A 16,467-nucleotide genomic window follows, 5' to 3' on the forward strand; every position below is an offset into this window, starting at 1 on the left:
GCGGCGGGACAGTGCAGGCTTTTCCTTTCCCGCAGGAGGAGCCCCCGCAATGTTCTCTCGTCGACCGGCCATGCCGCCCTCGCTCGCCTGCCACGCGCTCGCCATCTTCTGGCTGGGCGTGATGGCCGGCTTCTTCTGGACCTACAGCGCCAACGTCAATTTCGCGACCCTGGAGATGGACGGCGCCACCTACGCGCGCGTGCAGTCGGGCCTGAACCGCAACGTGCGGCACGCGATGTTCTTCGGCTTCTTCTTCGGTCCGCCGATGCTGTGCGCACTGGCATTGGCCACGGCCTGGAGCGCGCGCCGCAGAGGCTGGTGGCGATGCCTGCTGCTGGCCGGCGTGCTCTACGGCCTGGGTATCGTGGTGTTCACGGCGCAGGTCAACCTGCCGCTCAACGCGTACACCGAATCGTGGGATCCGCTGGCATTGCCATCCGACTGGGCGCGCACGCGCGAGCGCTGGAACGCCGCGAACCTCTGGCGCACGGTGGCCAGCGCACTGGCCTTCGGGCTGGCGCTCGCGGCCCTGTGCGCGCGGGCCGTGGCGGCCGCTGCTCAGTCCAGCGCGAACAGCGCCGCGGCAGCCTCGTCGAGTGCGGCGACCCTGCGCGAGTCGGAGCCCGGGCCCGCCGCCTGCAGCGCGCGCTGATACATGGCCACGCGCGTGGCCGACACCGGCCTGCACAGCGGCCTCCCGCGCGTCTGCGCGACGCCTCGCCCCGGCACCACGTAGCGCCCCGGGTTGAGTCGCGCGAAGCGGATGTACGCCTGCAGCGCGGGGAGGACATCGGCGTGCAGCGCGTTCATGCGCTTCTCGGCCTCCTTGCCGATCTGCGCATAGCCCTTCGCGTCCTTCGTGACGGGCAGGCCGAGGATGTCGGCCATGTCGATCTCGAAATGCGTGAAGTCGCCGTACGGGCGCTTGCAGTCGATCACGAAGCTGCTCCAGTTGGCGTGCTGCAGGAGGCGGATGTGCTCGTCGGTCACGTCGAAGCTCGCGCGCTGCCCGAAGGGCGGCTGGAAGGCGTAGTGGCCGGCCACGAAGCTCGAATGCAGGAAGAAGGCGGCCGCCACGTTCACGAAGCGGTCGAAGGCCGGCGAGCTGCCGCCGTCGAGCACCTCGCCGAACTGTTCGAGCGTCATGTCGGGCGGCACGATGGCCGGCGCGCCCGATTCGCAGCCGACCCACTCGGCGTGGCTGCGGCGAAACCAGTCGATGTCCGCCTGCGTGATCTCGATGCTGCCCGGCTGGGGCGCCGCCGGGGCGGCTGCGGGCGCGTCCTGCGACTGGCCGCAGCCCGACGCGGCCAGCAGGGCGGTTGCGGCGCATGCGGCAGAAAGTACCAGCGCATCCCGCCGATGGAACCATCTCACGTTGTTCTCTCCACTGAAAAAGCTGTCTATCTCTGTCTGTTCGGCGAACGAGGATGCCATGCGGGCCTGACATCTGCCTGAGGAAGCCTCGCGCTCGGGCGCCCGGGGAGGCGGTGTAGGCTCGCCGCATCGACATCGCAAGGAGCGACATGACCGAAGCAGCGCAGGACCGGGACGACGAAGATGATCTCTCGCCCGGCTGGGACGCCATCACCGCCGCGGTGGAGCGCCTGTACCCCGGCCAGGAGCCGAAGCACTACGCCACGGTCATCAAGTGGATGCTGGGCGGGCCCGACCCGCTCGACGGCGTGAGCGTGTGGAAGCGCATGGAGCCTGTGCCGCACTGGCACTACCTGAGCTACGGACTCAGCGAGCTCTACGCCAAGGAATCCAGCGATGCCGAAACCAGCGGCTACGGCTTCGAGCTGACCTTCCGCGTCGCCTGCGAGCCCGACGATGAAGTTCCGCCCGCATGGGCCGTCAACTTCCTGCAGAACCTCGCGCGCTACGTGTTCAAGAGCGGCAACGTGTTCGACGACGGCCACTGGATGACTGCCAACGGCCCCATCGCACTGGAGCGCGAGACGCTGATCCGCTCGATGGGCTTCGTGTTCGACCCCGAGCTGCCGGCCATCGACACGCCGAACGGCCGCATGAGCTTCATACAGGTCGTGGGCCTGACGGATGACGAGGAACGCGCCGGCAAGCAATGGGATACACGCAAGCTGCTCGACGCGCTGCTGCCCGCGATGCCGCTGTGGGTGACCGACCTCGCGCGGCCTTCGCTGCTCGACGATGCCGAAGTGCGCAGGCGCGTGGAGGAGGGCGCGGCGCGCGACGGCTCGTCCAGCGGTTTCCTCTTCACCGACGTGCTCGGCTGGGAGACGAGCAAGCGGCTGCTGCGCGCGCCCGTCACCGAGATCACCATCGGCGCGCGGCAGGTCGACGAGCTGGTCGCGCTGCTGCCGCTGCGGCTGCCTTTCGGGCGCGACTTCCACTTCGCGAGCCGCGAGCGCGCACTGGTCTTCGCGCATGGCGAGGCCGACGGCGTTTCGGAGGAAGACGGCAGGCTCACGCTGCAACTGAGCGACGCCACGGTGCGCGAGCTGGCCCGCACGCTGAAGCCGGTTGCCGGCACCTACGAGGTGCAGGGTCTTGGCGCCGTGCGCTGGAAGGTGCAGAAGACGACAATCAGGGACCCGCAGGGGAACGTGGTCCGCACCGTAGGCTGACCGCCACGCCCCCGGTCGCCAACGCAAGCCAGCCCACAGCCAGCACCACGAATCCAGATGCAACGTCTCACGCGTCAACGCAACGCCGTCTTCTCCGCCTTCAGCGACGCGGGCCGCGTCCTCACCGCTCCGCAGATCCTGGCGCATGCGCGCGAGATCGTTCCCGAGATCAGCCTCTCGACCGTCTACCGTCAGGTCTCGCTGCTGCTGGCGGACGGCGAGATCGCCAAGGTCGAACTGCCCGGCGAGCCCGCCCGCTACGAGGTGGCGTGCAAGCCCGAGGCGCATGGCAAGCCGGGCCACGGCGCCAGGCACGCCGATCACCACCATCACTACTTCCATTGCTCCAGTTGCGGGCAGGTGTACCTGCTGCATTCCTGCCCCGGCCCGATGGACGACCTGGTGCCGAAGGGCTTCCAGGTGAAGAGCCACGAGGTGACGCTGCACGGGGTGTGCGCGTCGTGCGCCGGTACGGGAACGGCCGACAAGGCGCGCGCGGGCAAGGCGCACTGAAGGGTTCTGCTTTCATCCGGCTTTCGATTTATTGAGAATGAATTCTCAATAACGTATAGTCGCGGGTCCGAATCCTCTGGTTCCGATCCCGACCATGCAAGTCCTGTCCTCGCTCAAAGAAGCAAAGAAGCGCCACCGCGATTGCCAGGTGGTGACGCGGCGCGGCCGCACCTACGTCATCTGCAAGTCCAATCCGCGCTTCAAGGCCCGACAGGGCGGCGCGAAGAACAGGCACAAGCGCTGAGCGCCCAAACCCGGCGGCGCCCCGGCTGAATCGCCGGCGCCGCGGGTTTCCCCATCACTGAACGACCGCTTCGGCGCGCGTGCGCCGGCGCGTGGCTGCGCTCGTCTTTTTTTCTCCTCATACCGGGTTCCTTCCATGCTCCGAGCCACCGGCCTCACCAAGCAATACGGCGCGCACACCGCGCTCGACAGCCTCGACCTCGACATCCGCGCGGGCGACATCTACTGCCTGCTGGGCGCCAACGGCGCGGGCAAGACGACGACCATCAACCTCTTCCTGAACTTCGTCGAGCCGACTTCGGGCACGGTCGAGATCAACGGCATCGACGTCGTTCGCCACCCGGTGGCCACCAAGCAGCACGTGGCCTACATCCCCGAGCAGGTCACGCTGTACGGCCCGCTCTCGGGGCTGGAGAACCTGCGCTTCTTCGCCGGCCTGGCGCTGGGCCGGGAGCTGCCGCGCGAACGGCTGCTCGGGCTGATGACCGAAGTGGGGCTCGACCACGCCGCGGCCGACCGGCGCGTGTCGGCATATTCGAAGGGCATGCGTCAGAAGGTGTGGATCGCGGTGGCGCTGGCCAAGCAGGCCAAGGCGCTGCTGCTCGACGAGCCCACCTCGGGGCTCGACCCGCAGGCCGCCAGCGAGTTCTCGGGCCTGCTGCGCCGCGCGGCCGACAGCGGCGTGGCCGTGCTCACCACCACGCACGACCTCTTCCACGCGCAGCAGACCGCCACGCGCGTCGGGATCATGAAGCGCGGCCGCCTCGTCGAGAGCCTCGACGGCGAGGCGCAGATCGCGAAGACCGATCTGCAGTCTCTCTACCTGCAGCACATGAGGGCCTGACATGCTGACGAGCTGGATCGCACGCCGCGAATTCCTCGAACGCCTGCGCGACGGGCGCCTCTACTGGGCCGGCGGACTGGTCGCGGTGCTGCTCTTCACCGCACTCGCGGTGGGCTGGGCGCACCAGCGCGACGCACAGGCCGAGCAGCGCGCCGCGCAGGCCATGGACTACCGCGACTGGCTGCACCAGGACCGGCGGCATCCGCACGACGCCGCGCACCAGGGCATGCATGCCTTCAAGCCCGAGGCGGTGCTGTCGATGATCGACCCGGGCATCAACCTCTTCATCGGCAGCACCGTGTGGCTGCAGGCGCATCGCCAGAGCGAGGTGAAGTTCAACGCAGCGCAGGACGCGACCGGCCTGCAGCGCTTCGGCAATCTGTCGGTGGGCTGGATATTGCAGGTGCTGGGCCCGCTGCTGGTGATCGTGCTGGGCTTCAACGCCTTCGCGGCCGAGCGCGAGCAGGGCATCCTGAGGCAGACGCTGAGCCTGGGCGTGTCGCCGCTGCGGCTGCTGTACGGCAAGGCCCTGGCGCTCGCCTCGTCGCTGACGGCGCTGCTCGTGCCGGCGGCGCTGGTCGCGGCGGTGGCCGTGTCGGCGGGTGCCGAGGCGGGCGAGCGGCTCGATGCGCTGCTCAGGCTCGGCGCGTGGTCGCTCGGCTACGCGGTGTACCTGGGCATCTTCGTGTTCCTCGTGCTCGGCGTGTCGGCCGCTTCGTCGACCTCGCGCATGGCGATCACGCTGCTGCTGGCCATGTGGATCGCGCAGGCGGTGATGGCGCCGCGCGTGCTCTCTGAGCTCTCGCGCGCATGGTTCCCCAGCCCGACGCGGCTGGAGTTCAACCGCGAGCTCGGCGCGGAACTGAAGACCGTGTCCGACGATGTGTGGCGCAGGAACTTCGGCTCCACCGAGCGCTGGGGCCGCGACGTGCCGCTGAGCAAATGGGGCATCGCGCTGCGCCTGGACGACCAGGCCTCCTACCCGGTGTACGACCGTCACTACGGCCGCCTGTGGAACACCTGGGAACGCCAGCAGGCGGTGCAGGAATGGAGCGGCCTGCTGGTGCCCATCCTCGCCGTGCGCAGCTTCTCGATGGGCATGGCGGGCACCGACTTCGCGCACCACCGCAGCTTCACCACCGCCGCAGAACTGCACCGCCGCCACATCCAGGACCTGATGAGCGAAGACCTGGTGGCGCACGCCGATCCGCTGGGCGACCGCCATTTCGCCTACCAGGCCACGCCGGAACTGTGGGCGACCGTTCCGCCGTTCGACTACCACCCGCCGCGCGTGGGCTGGGCGCTGGCGCACCAGGTGCGCAGCTTCGCCGTGCTGTGCGCGGGCCTGCTGCTGGCCGCCGCCTTCGCGGCCTTCGCCGCATCGCGCCAGCGCGCGCTCTGAAGGAGGCAGCACATGACGATGAACACGACCGCCTCCGCTTCTTCCATCTCAATCTCCATCGACCGTCCACCGCAGGGCCGCCGCCTGCTGGCCGTGATGCGCCAGGAGTGCCGCCTGATGCTCGCCGAGCGCACGCTGTGGGCCGTCGGCGCGCTGTTCCTGCTGCTGGTGGCCTATGCGCTCGGCAACGGCCTGCTGCAGACCGCGAGCCGCGATCGCGCACAGGCGGCGGTGGCGCAGGCCGACCGCGACACCCGCGCCGCGCAGCGCGTGCTGCTCGAAAGCATCCTCGCGGGCACCGCGCAGCCCACGCCCTTCGAGAACCCGGCCGATCCATCGCGCATGGCCAGCAGCTACGGCGGGCATCACGCGATCCTGCCGAGCGCGCCGCTGGGCCCGGTCGCGCTGGGGCAGAGCGACCTGTACCCGAGCCAGTTCAAGGTCACGAACCAGAGCCGCGTGGTGTTCATGAACCCCAGCGACATCGAGAGCCCGTGGCATCTGCTGAGCGGGCATTTCGACCTGGCCTTCGTCATCGTCTACCTGCTGCCGCTGCTGATCTTCGCGCTCGGCTACAACCTGCTGTCGGCGGAACGAGAGAACGGCACGCTGCGCCTGCTGCTGTCGCAACCGTTGCGGCTGCGCACGCTGCTGGCGGGCAAGCTCACGGTGCGCGCGGCGGTGCTGCTGGGGCCCGCCGTGCTGCTGCCGGTGGCCGTGCTGCTGGTGGCGCGGCAGGCGGGCCTGGCAGGCTCTCCGGGCGCTGCGCTGTGGTGGTGGGCGCTGCTGGTGGGGGCGTACGCGCTCTTCTGGTTCGCGCTGGTGGTGGCGGTGAATGCCTTCGGCGCTTCGTCGGCGACGAACGCGATGGTGCTGGTCATCGCCTGGGTGCTGCTGGTGCTCGTGGTGCCGGTTCTGCTGAACCTGGCCGTGACGCAGGCCAGCCCTGCGCCATCGCGCACCGAGCTGGCCACGCGCCAGCGCATCGTGACGGCCGAAGCGATGAAGCGCCACGCCGACCTGATGAGCACCGATTACCGCCACGTGGGGCGCGGCGCGATCCTGGTGCCGCGCGACGGCAAGATCGAGATCGCCGGCCGCGCGCTGGGCAACTACCTGATCGAGAAGGAGGTCGACGAGGCCATCAAGCCCGAGCTCGACCGCTTCGACGCGCAGCAGGCCGGCCAGCAGGCGCTGCTGGCGCGCTTCAGCGGCGTGTCTCCGGCGGCCGTGGCCTACGAGGGCATGACCGCGCTCGCCGGCACCGGCACGCGGCGCCAGGCGCGTTTCGAGGCGCAGACCATCGCCTACCACGAGGCGTGGAAGAGCTTCTTCTTCCCGCGCATCGACGCGCGCGACGCGCTCGTGCCCTCCGAGTTCGACCGCATTCCCGCATTCGCGTGGCAGGAGGAGCCTGCCAGCCTCGTGCGCGGGCAGGCCGCGCTCGCCCTGCTGCAGCTGCTGGTGCCGAGCCTGCTGCTGTTCGGGCTGGCCGCATGGCGGCTGCGGCGGTTCTCCGTCGCGTAGCCGTCGCCCCGGCTTTCTTTCCTCACAGCACTTCCAAGCAAGCAAACCCAAAATGACCATGTTCATCCGCACGGCCATGGCGGCCGCCGCCGTCACCGCATTCCAGGCTTCCTACGCGCAGGAGGGCGCGGAGCTCGGCACCATCACCGTCGAAGGCAGCCGCGACGCAAGCGGCCTGCATCTGGAGGATTCGAGCGGCACCGCTTCGCGCCTGGGCCTTTCGGTGCGCGAGACGCCGGCCTCGGTCGAGGTCCTGCAGCAGGACACCATGCAGCAGCGCGGCGCGCGCACCTTCAGCGAGGCGCTGCGCGGCATGACCGGCCTTACCGGCGGCGGGCCGCCGTCGTCGCCGACCACCTTGTCGACGCGCGGCTTCACCAGCCTCATGTACCTGTACGACGGCGTGCGCAGCTCCGGCGCGGGCGTGACCAACCGCGTGCAGGACACCTGGAACTACGAGCGCATCGAGGTGCTGAAGGGCCCGGCCTCGGTGATCGACGGCGAGGGCGCCATCGGCGGCGTCGTCAATTTCGTGACCAAGCGGCCCGACCGCAACAATCCGAACAAGGAGGCGCTGCTTTCGTACGGCAGCTACGGCTCCACCCGCGCGGCATTCGGCTTCGGCGGCGCCCTGGGCGACGCCAGCGCCTACCGGCTGGACTACAGCCGCAACGACACGAAGGTCGGCACCATCGCGCGCAACGGCGAGCGCATCGACCACTTCACCAGCGGCCTGATGGTCGACTTCGGCGGCTCGGTGAAACTGGATCTTTCCTTCGACTACCTGCGCGACAACAACCAGGCCTACTGGGGCACGCCGCTGGTGCCGGCCAGCTTCGCCACGCAGCCGACGAACGTGGTCAGCACGCCCGACGGGCGCGTGATCGACCGGCGCCTGGCGCGCAGCAACTACAACGTGCCCGACGACGAGAACTCGTCCGAGACCTACTGGCTGCGCGCGCGCCTCACGGGCCAGCTCGACGGCGGCTGGTCGTGGCGCAACGAGTTCTCTGCCAACAAGGCGAACCGCGTGTTCCGCAACTCCGAGAGCGCGGTCTTCGTTGCGCCCGCCAGCATCGCGCGCGACCAGACGCTGATCACCCACGACCAGGACTTCTGGCTCGACCGCTTCGACGCCACGCACAAGGGCACGCTGGGCGGCATGGACAACCGCTTCGTCGTCGGCGGCGAATACAGCGAGACGCGCTTCGGCAGCCAGCGCCGCTTCTCCAACGGCAGCGCCGCCACCGCCAGCCTGTTGCGCGTGCCGGTGTTCGATCCGTACATCGCGCCTTTCAACGACAGCCTCGCGCTCACCACGGGCGCCGGCAACCGCACCAACACCACGTCGAACGTGAAGGTCACGTCGGCCTTCGTGGAAGACGCGATCAAGCCGGTGCGCGACCTCACGCTGGTGGGCGGCCTGCGCCACGACCGCACCGAGGTCGACCGGGGCATCGCCGACCTCAACGTGGGCAGCTACACGCGCTTCGGCGCCAGCTACCGCTCGACCTCGGGGCGCATCGGCGCGGTGTACGACATCACGCCGCAGTCGAGCGTGTATGCGCAGTACACCAACGCGACGCTGCCGGTGAATTCGCTCTTCCTGCTGTCGGCTTCCAACGCGGCCTTTCCGATGTCGCGCGGCAAGCAGGCCGAGGTGGGCTTCAAGCAGAGCATTCCCGAGGCGAACCTGGAGTGGACGGCGGCCCTCTACAAGATCGCGCTCGACAACGTGCTCTCGCGCGACCCCAACGATGCCCGCAACACGGTGAACAACGGGCGGCAGTCTTCGCGGGGCATCGAGCTGTCGGCCGTGTGGCGTCCGACGCGCGAATGGACGCTGGCCGGCAACCTCGCCGCGCTCGACGCGCGCTACGACACGCTGGTCGAGGCCGGTGGCGTCTCGCGCGTGGGCAAGACGCCGCCGAACGTGCCCGAACGGGTGGCCAATCTTTTCGCGACCTACCGGCCCGAGGGATCGAAGTTCGAGTACTTCGCATCGCTCAACCACACGGGCCGCATGTACACCGACAACGCCAACGAGATCCGCATCAACGCCTTCACCACGCTCGACGCCGCGGTGAGCTACCGGCTGCGCAACGCCTTGCTGAGCTTCCGCGTGCGCAACCTGACCGACAAGCTCTATGCCACCTGGGTGGGCCGCTCGACCTCGCAGGTGCTGCTGGCGCCGCGGCGCACCTTCGAGCTGTCGGCCAAGTTCGACTTTTGAACGGGCCTGCTCAGCGCATCTGCAGTCGCGCGTCCTTCGGATAGCCGATGGTGTAGTCGGCCGTCACGCGCGCCGTCTGGCCGGCTGCCAGGTCGAGCTGCCACATGGCCAGGCCGGGCTGCTTGTTCCAGGCCAGCTCGGCGGGCTGCGGCGAGAACTCCGAAGCCACGCGCACCTTCTCGTCGACCGACACCGGGGCGGCCTCGAGCACCTGCACCGTGACCGGCGTGCGGTGGCGGTTCTCGACCACGTAGGCGCGCTGCACCTTGCGCTCGGCGCGCGAACCGGCGAAGCCGCCGGTGCCCTGGTTGTCGCGCTCGGGCTCGGCCTGCACGCGCACCAGTTCGTCGCGGCCGAAGGAGAGCGTCAGGCGTGCATCGCTCGGTGCGTTCCACCGGCCGCTGCCCACGAAGGCGCCGTCGCGGTACAGCTGCATGGGGCCGGCGGGCCACACGCCGGCGGGCTGGTCGAGTTCGGCGACGAGGAAAGCGCTGGCGTCCACGCGCGGGCTGGTGCGCGCGGCGAGCTTGGCCGTGTCTTCGTGCTGGCCCAGCGCCATGGTCACGCGCTGTCCGTTGGAGGGCACGTCGATGGCCTGCGGTACGGAGAATTCGGTGGCGAAGCTGTTGTCGAACACGCTCACGTCGAACAGCGGCTCCACCCGGCGCTCGCGGCTGTCCATGGATTTGCTGGCCATGATGGGCGACGGCGCCATGGCCGCAACTGGCGCGGCGGGGTAGGCCATCTCGGTCGCCGGACGCGGCGGCGGCTCGATGCCGATGCGCCATGCCGTGGGCAGGCGGCCGGTGGTCTCGCGGCGCGGCTGGCCGGTGGAAAGCACCAGCTTCACGCCGCGCCAGTCTTCGCCCGTGGACTGCGCCACCAGCGCCTGGCGCTCGATGCGCACCTTGCGCGTGGTGGTGTCGAGCAGCGCGCGGTAGGTGGGCGTCCAGCCCGGGCCGTTGACCTGGTAGCTGAGCTTCACGTCGGCATCGGCGCCCGCGGCCAGCGTCACCGTCACGGCCGTCACCTGGCCGCCGTTGCCCTGGGCGCGCGTGCGCTCGGCCAGCAGCGGGTTGAGCTGGCGGTCGATCTCGGCCTGCCTGCGCTGGATCTGGTGTTGCTTGAGCAGCGAGTCCTGCCCGGTGCGGCGCATGGCCTCGGTCATCGCGGCGAGGTTGCGCGCGTCCATCGGTGCGCGAGCGCCTGAAGTGGCATCGCTGCCGCCTGCCAGCCCCTTGAGGTAGCCGGTGACCATGCCGAGCGCGTCGGTCTCCGCCTGCAGGGCGGCCTTCTGGTCTTCGAGTTCGCGGATGCGGCCGTCGAGCGGACTGGTCGAGCATCGCGCGGAGAGTTCGCGCTGCTCGCTGAGCACCGAGGTCTCGCCGATGCGCACCGAGGCATCGGCCGATACCTGCAGGCTCTGCACGTCCAGGCCCGCGGGCAGGCAGGCGAAGGTGACCGACCGGGCGCCGGCCGCGACACGCGCCACGCGCTCCACGGTGGCGCTGCCCGGGTAGACCTTGACCTGCGTGATGCGCGAATCGGCCGCTGCCGGGGCCTGCGGCGTTGCGGCCTGTCCCTGGGCGCTGAGGCTCAGTACCAGCAGGACGGCGGCACCGGCGGTGGCGCGGAGGAGGGCGGAAGTCGATGCTTTCATGGAGTGCCTTTGGAGCGGAAGTGATGAATGACCCCTGCTCATACGGACGACCCCGGCGAACGGGGTTAAGGCATCGTCAAAAAAATTTCACGCAACCCTGCGGCGCTGTCGCCAATGCAACCGCCGCGGCGTTTCCGGTCGCGCGCGCGACGGCGGATGCCGGGTGTGCTTCATAGAGTGGCCGCATCGTCTTTCCACCAACCCAGGACAAGGACACACAGCCATGCTCGACACCATCCAGGCCATCAACAAGACCGCCGCCTTCAACCGCTGGGCCGGCTTCGAAGTCACCAGCGCCGCCAACGGCGAAGCCGAACTGCGCATGAACTGGCGCGAGGAGGACATGGGCCAGTACGCCGGCTTCCTGCACGCCGGAATGATCGGCGCGATGCTCGACACCGTGAGCGGCTACGCGGCCGCCACCGTGGCGGGCCGCGTGCTGGCATCGCACTTTTCGGTGAACTGCATCTCGCCCGCCATCGGCCACGCATTCGTGGCGCGCGGGCGGGTCGTGAAGGCCGGGCGCAAGCAGGTGTTCGCGGTGGCCGAGCTCTATGCGCAGGGCGACAGCGAGGGCGCCGATGCGCTCAAGCTCGTGGCGACGGGGAACGCAATCCTGGTTCCGGTCGAAGAGCCTGCTTCGGCGCCGAAGAAGCCAGCGGCCGCCGCCTGAGCTTCAGTCCGAAGAGCGGACGCAGCAGGTTGGTGCGGCGGATCAGCCCGTCCGTCAGCAGCCAGCAGCCGAGCAGCGTCAGCGTCACCAGCAGCGCGGGCTCGATCACCGGGCCGAGCGCGAGCGGCGCCAGCAGGCTCACGCCGGCGATGATCAGCGTCTGGTGCAGCACGTACCACGGGTACACCGACTCGTTGGCCCAGCGCAGCCAGGGCCACGGGCGGTTCAGGTAGCGATGGCCGTGACCGAGGATGGTCGCGACGGCCAGCCACAGGTAGAGCATGCGCAGGGTGTCCATCAGCAGGCCCGAGGGGGGAGCCTTCACGCCTGCGCGCAACGCGATGAAGGTGGCGATGACGGCGACCGCCAGCGCGAGCGACACGCGGCGCAGCCGCTCCAGCTCCTTCCACACGCCGGTGTCCACGCCCATCCAGTAGCCGTAGAGGAACATCGTGAAGTAGAGGCTGTGCAGGTGGAAGTCGCGCACCAGGTTGTGCGTGGCCGGGAAGTGCGAGGCCAGCAGCATCGTGAACACCAGCAGCGGCACCACCGGCAACAGCAGCAGCCTCCAGCCGCGCAGGCCGTTGAAGGCGCGCCGCACCCACTGGCCGGTGGCCGAATTCCACAGCGGCAGCGTCAGCGCTACCAGCGCGGTGTAGATGAAAAGGTAGGGCAGGTACCAGAGGTGGTTCCAGGTGATGCCGAACTCCGCGCCGTCGAAGGCCTGCTTCGGCCACGGCTGGGCCATCGACAGGTAGCGCAGCAGGAAGGCGCCGAAGCCCGGTGCGACCAGCCCGTTGGCCACGCCTTGCGCGTAGGCTTGGTAGGGCACGACTACCGCCATGCCGAAGGCCAGCGGCAGCATCAGCCGCAGGCCCCGGCTGCGCAGCAGTCCCCATGTGCCCTGGCCCCGGCTCAGGAAGCCGAGCGACACGCCCGAGATCAAAAAGACCAGGTCCATGCGCCACAGGTTCAGGACGCGCATCGGCCATTGCAGCCACTCGGCCGCGTGCGGGCTCTTGAGGTGCCAGGGCCAGTCGGCCACGTAGTACATGCCCACGTGATAGAGGATGACGAAGAGGAAGGCCAGCGCGCGCAGGGCGTCGATGTCGTGGCGGCGGTGGTCGGGCGGGATGTGGGCGGCGGTCATGAACGGTTCCTCGAAGCGGGAAGGTCGCCATGCTCGGCCCGGTCGCCCCCGCGCGGCGCGGCCAGGGGACGGATCGTCCCGGCTTTGTGACGAGCGGTGGCCGGCGGGGACGAAATCCGGGGCGAAAAAACCGGCCCCGGGGCCTGTTTTCGCGAGAATTCCCCGCATGGGAGACCCCCGCAAGAATCTCTACGAGCGCTACGCACCGATCCGCCGCCCGCTGGAGGTGGCGTTCTGGATCGTGCTGATGAGCCTGCAGGCCGCGTTCAGCACGATGGTGGCGATCATGGATGTGCGCACGCGCGCCGTGCCGCGGCCCAACTGGGAGGTCGCGACCTGGGAGGTGTCCAGCCACCTGGTGCTGCTGCTCCTGGTGCCGGCGCTGTTCGCGGTGGAGCGCCGGCTGTCGCCATTGGTGCGCACCCGCCCGCTGCGCTTTCTGGCGTGGCATGCGGCGGCGAGCGTGGTGTTCAGCGTGGTCCACGTCGCGGGCATGTTCGGGCTGCGCTCGCTGGTCTACGCCATGGCCGGCGAGCGCTACGACTTCTGGAGCTGGGTCGGGCAGTGGGGCTACGAGTACCTGAAGGACGTGCGGGTGTACGTGAGCATCGTCTTCGGCATCTGGGCCTACCGGCTGTTCCTGCTTCGGTTGCAGGGGGAGGCTCGGGTGCTGGATGCGCCGGAGGAGGGGGCCGCGATGCCGCCTCCGGCTCCGGCGCCCGCAGTGGCGGAACCGGAGGGTTTCGAACCCTCGATGCCGGAAACACCCCAGCCCCCGCCGTCGCCACCATCGCCGCCCGCGCGCCCCGAGCGCTTCCTGGTGCGCAAGCTGCGCCGCGAGTTCCTCATTGCCGCCACCGACATCGACTGGCTCCAGGCCGAGGGCAACTACGTCGGCCTGCACGTCAACGGCCACGACTACCTGCTGCGCTCCACGCTGACCGATTTCCTGACCCAGCTCGACCCCGCGCTCTTCGCGCGCGTGCACCGCAGCCATGCGGTGAACCTGGGGCGCATCAGGGAAATCGAGCCGCTGGACGGCGGCGACGCCCGGCTGCACATGCACGACGGCACCACCGTGCCCTGCAGCCGCCGCTACCGGGACGCCCTGCGCACGGGCATCGGCGCGGCCTGATCCGGTGCGCGGCGGGCCGTGACCGGCCCGTTATTGGTTCATTTCGCACCATGAGAGAGCCTTCGGGCACCATTTTTGCTTCATTGGCCGGCCGCGCTGGTTGATTCGGGTGCGGCGCACCAATTCAAACCAAAAATCCGCAAGAAGCTCCAATGGACGCACTCAAACAGGGCGCAGATGCGCTGTTCATCCTTCTCGGCGCCATCATGGTCCTGGCCATGCACGCCGGCTTTGCCTTTCTCGAACTGGGCACCGTGCGCAAGAAGAATCAGGTCAATGCGCTGGTGAAGATCCTGGTCGACTTCTCGGTCTCGACCATCGTGTATTTCCTGGTGGGCTACGGAGTGGCCTACGGCACGCATTTCTTCGTGAGTGCCACCGAACTGTCGGCAAAGAGCGGCTACGAGCTGGTGAAGTTCTTCTTCCTGCTGACCTTCGCCGCGGCCATTCCGGCCATCATCTCGGGCGGCATCGCCGAGCGCGCCAAGTTCTGGCCGCAGCTGATCGCCACGGCGGTGATCGTCGGCTTCGTCTATCCGCTCTTCGAGGGCATCGCCTGGAACAAGCACTTCGGCATCCAGGACTGGATCGCCTCGCTCACCGGCCACGAGTTCCATGACTTCGCGGGCTCGGTGGTGGTGCACGCGGTGGGCGGCTGGCTGGCGCTGCCGGCGGTGCTGCTGCTGGGCGCGCGGCGCAACCGCTACCGGGGCGACGGCTCGCTGAGCGCGCATCCGCCGTCGAACATTCCCTTCCTGGCCCTCGGCGCCTGGGTGCTGTGCGTGGGCTGGTTCGGCTTCAACGTGATGAGCGCGCAGAGCATCGACAAGATCTCGGGCCTGGTGGCCGTCAACTCGCTGATGGCGATGGTGGGCGGCACGCTGGTGGCGCTGGCCATGGGCAAGAACGACCCGGGCTTCGTCTACAACGGCCCGCTCGCCGGCCTCGTGGCGGTGTGCGCCGGCTCCGACCTGATGCACCCGCTGGGTGCGCTGGTGGTGGGCGGCGTGGCGGGCGGCATCTTCGTCAAGCTGTTCACCCTCACGCAGAACAAATGGAAGATCGACGACGTGCTCGGCGTGTGGCCGCTGCATGGCCTGTGCGGCACCTGGGGCGGCATCGCGGCCGGCATCTTCGGCACGCAGGCGCTGGGCGGCATCGGCGGCGTGAACGTGTGGGCGCAGCTCATCGGCACCGTCATGGGCGTGGCCTGGGCCGCGCTGGCCGGTGCGGCGGTGTACGGCGCGCTGAAGGCTGTGGCGGGGCTGCGGCTGTCGCAGGAAGAGGAATACGACGGCGCCGACCTGTCGATCCACCATATCTCGGCCACGCCGGAGCGCGAGGTCAACTGGTAGGCTGGCGCCCTGCAGGGCCGGCCTGCCTCGGCTATTCTCGGCGCCCCTTCAAACCACCGAGGAGCCGAACCATGACAACAACACCCGCTCGCTGGCTGCGCAAAGGCATCGCCGCGCTGGCCGGCAGCCTGCTGATGCTTTCGTTTTCTTCCACGGCGCTGGCCGGCGCGCCGCAGGTCAAGACCCAGGCGCCGGGCTTCTACCGCATGATGCTCGGCGACTTCGAGGTGACGGCGCTCTTCGACGGCACCCTCGACCTCGAGCCCAAGAAGCTGCTCACCAACACCACCCAGGAACAGGTCGGCAAGCTGCTCGACCGGGGCTTCGAGAAGGACGCCGTGCCCACCTCGGTGAACGGCTACCTCATCAACACCGGCAGCAAGCTGGTGCTGGTCGACACCGGCGCCGGCGGCCTCTTCGGCCCCACGCTAGGCAACCTGCAGGCCAACCTCAAGGCCGCGGGCTACCAGCCCGACCAGGTCGACGACGTGCTCATCACCCACATGCACGGCGACCACGTCGGCGGCCTGGTGCAGGACGGCAAGCTGGTCTTTCCCAACGCCACCATCCACGCCGGACAGGAAGACGCCGACTTCTGGCTGAACAAGGCCAACCTGGAGAAGGCCTCGGCCGAGATGAAGGGCTTCTTCCAGGGCGCGATGGCCTCGCTGAACCCGTACGTGGAAGCCGGCAAGTTCAAGGGCATGAAGGGCGGCACCGAGCTGGCACCCGGCATCAGGGCCGTGCCGGCCCACGGCCACACGCCCGGCCACAACATCTACGTGGTCGAGTCCAAGGGCCAGAAGCTGGTGCTGTGGGGCGACCTGATGCACGTGGCCGCGGTGCAGTTCGCGCAGCCGCAGATCACCATTTCCTTCGACGTCGACTCGAAGCCCGCCGCCGTGGAGCGCAAGAAGGCGTACGCCGATGCGGCCAAGGGCCGCTACCTGGTGGGCAGCGCGCACCTGCCGTTCCCGGGGCTGGGCCACGTGCGCGCCGAGGGCAAAGGCTACGTCTGGGTGCCGGTGGACTACCAGCAGATCCGGTAGTCGACCCGGGGTGAAGGTTGAGCGTCGCGCGCCGGTGTTGCCGCGCGGGCGGGCGCGAACGCGCGCCCTGTAGC

The 16,467-nt window shown here is 69.1% G+C and carries 15 protein-coding genes; 12 read left to right on the top strand and 3 right to left on the bottom strand.

What is annotated here, in order from left to right; genetic code table 11:
* Positions 1 to 49: 49 nt before the first annotated feature.
* The gene (locus SFB74_RS11230) at positions 50 to 652 is read left to right on the top strand and encodes an anthrone oxygenase family protein (RefSeq protein ID WP_432730897.1); all 603 of its coding nucleotides are present in this window, start codon (positions 50 to 52) and stop codon (positions 650 to 652) included.
* Here the strand turns inward: SFB74_RS11230 and SFB74_RS11235 are convergent.
* Positions 559 to 1,377 (bottom strand): hypothetical protein, encoded by an 819-nt coding sequence (locus SFB74_RS11235; RefSeq protein ID WP_432730898.1) that lies wholly within the window; start codon positions 1,375 to 1,377, stop codon positions 559 to 561. The genes SFB74_RS11230 and SFB74_RS11235 overlap by 94 nt on opposite strands.
* Before the next feature lie 149 nt (positions 1,378 to 1,526).
* Here SFB74_RS11235 and SFB74_RS11240 point away from each other — a divergent pair, with 149 nt between their 5' ends.
* The 7 genes from SFB74_RS11240 to SFB74_RS11270 all read left to right on the top strand — a co-directional run bounded on the left by SFB74_RS11240 (position 1,527) and on the right by SFB74_RS11270 (position 9,371).
* Complete coding sequence (locus tag SFB74_RS11240; RefSeq protein ID WP_432730899.1) at positions 1,527 to 2,609, top strand: suppressor of fused domain protein; 1,083 nt, start codon at positions 1,527 to 1,529, stop codon at positions 2,607 to 2,609.
* A 57-nt stretch (positions 2,610 to 2,666) separates the two neighbouring features.
* Positions 2,667 to 3,122, top strand: a complete 456-nt coding sequence (locus SFB74_RS11245) for a Fur family transcriptional regulator (RefSeq protein ID WP_432730900.1) — start codon at positions 2,667 to 2,669, stop codon at positions 3,120 to 3,122.
* Between the two features lie 94 nt (positions 3,123 to 3,216).
* The gene (gene ykgO / locus SFB74_RS11250) at positions 3,217 to 3,366 is read left to right on the top strand and encodes a type B 50S ribosomal protein L36 (protein ID WP_019654976.1); all 150 of its coding nucleotides are present in this window, start codon (positions 3,217 to 3,219) and stop codon (positions 3,364 to 3,366) included.
* A 135-nt stretch (positions 3,367 to 3,501) separates the two neighbouring features.
* Complete coding sequence (locus SFB74_RS11255; RefSeq protein ID WP_432730901.1) at positions 3,502 to 4,209, top strand: ABC transporter ATP-binding protein; 708 nt, start codon at positions 3,502 to 3,504, stop codon at positions 4,207 to 4,209.
* Between the two features lies 1 nt (position 4,210).
* Positions 4,211 to 5,611, top strand: coding sequence for an ABC transporter permease subunit (locus SFB74_RS11260; RefSeq protein WP_432730902.1), 1,401 nt, complete (start codon positions 4,211 to 4,213; stop codon positions 5,609 to 5,611).
* A 12-nt stretch (positions 5,612 to 5,623) separates the two neighbouring features.
* Entirely contained in the window at positions 5,624 to 7,138 is a 1,515-nt protein-coding gene (locus tag SFB74_RS11265) for an ABC transporter permease subunit (protein ID WP_432730903.1), read from the top strand.
* 52 nt (positions 7,139 to 7,190) lie between these two features.
* Complete coding sequence (locus tag SFB74_RS11270) at positions 7,191 to 9,371, top strand: TonB-dependent receptor (RefSeq protein WP_432730904.1); 2,181 nt, start codon at positions 7,191 to 7,193, stop codon at positions 9,369 to 9,371.
* 10 nt (positions 9,372 to 9,381) lie between these two features.
* On the opposite strand, the gene SFB74_RS11275 is transcribed toward SFB74_RS11270, so the two are convergent.
* On the bottom strand, positions 9,382 to 11,031 hold the full coding sequence (locus tag SFB74_RS11275; protein ID WP_432730905.1) for a DUF4139 domain-containing protein: 1,650 nt from the start codon (positions 11,029 to 11,031) through the stop codon (positions 9,382 to 9,384).
* 223 nt (positions 11,032 to 11,254) lie between these two features.
* On the opposite strand from SFB74_RS11275, the gene SFB74_RS11280 reads away from it, so the two are divergent.
* A complete protein-coding gene (locus SFB74_RS11280; RefSeq protein ID WP_432730906.1) occupies positions 11,255 to 11,704 on the top strand; it encodes a PaaI family thioesterase in 450 nt (149 codons plus the stop codon).
* Here the strand turns inward: SFB74_RS11280 and SFB74_RS11285 are convergent.
* Positions 11,619 to 12,854 (bottom strand): acyltransferase family protein, encoded by a 1,236-nt coding sequence (locus SFB74_RS11285; protein ID WP_432730907.1) that lies wholly within the window; start codon positions 12,852 to 12,854, stop codon positions 11,619 to 11,621. The two genes, SFB74_RS11280 and SFB74_RS11285, sit on opposite strands and share 86 nt — an antisense overlap.
* Before the next feature lie 166 nt (positions 12,855 to 13,020).
* On the opposite strand from SFB74_RS11285, the gene SFB74_RS11290 reads away from it, so the two are divergent.
* The 3 genes from SFB74_RS11290 to SFB74_RS11300 all read left to right on the top strand — a co-directional run bounded on the left by SFB74_RS11290 (position 13,021) and on the right by SFB74_RS11300 (position 16,393).
* A complete protein-coding gene (locus tag SFB74_RS11290; RefSeq protein WP_432730908.1) occupies positions 13,021 to 13,989 on the top strand; it encodes a LytTR family DNA-binding domain-containing protein in 969 nt (322 codons plus the stop codon).
* Between the two features lie 152 nt (positions 13,990 to 14,141).
* Positions 14,142 to 15,344 (top strand): ammonium transporter, encoded by a 1,203-nt coding sequence (locus tag SFB74_RS11295; protein WP_432730909.1) that lies wholly within the window; start codon positions 14,142 to 14,144, stop codon positions 15,342 to 15,344.
* A 71-nt stretch (positions 15,345 to 15,415) separates the two neighbouring features.
* Positions 15,416 to 16,393, top strand: a complete 978-nt coding sequence (locus SFB74_RS11300) for an MBL fold metallo-hydrolase (RefSeq protein ID WP_432730910.1) — start codon at positions 15,416 to 15,418, stop codon at positions 16,391 to 16,393.
* Positions 16,394 to 16,467 lie beyond the last annotated feature (74 nt).

Source organism: Variovorax xiamenensis (assembly GCF_050916385.1).
Taxonomy (GTDB): domain Bacteria; phylum Pseudomonadota; class Gammaproteobacteria; order Burkholderiales; family Burkholderiaceae_C; genus Variovorax.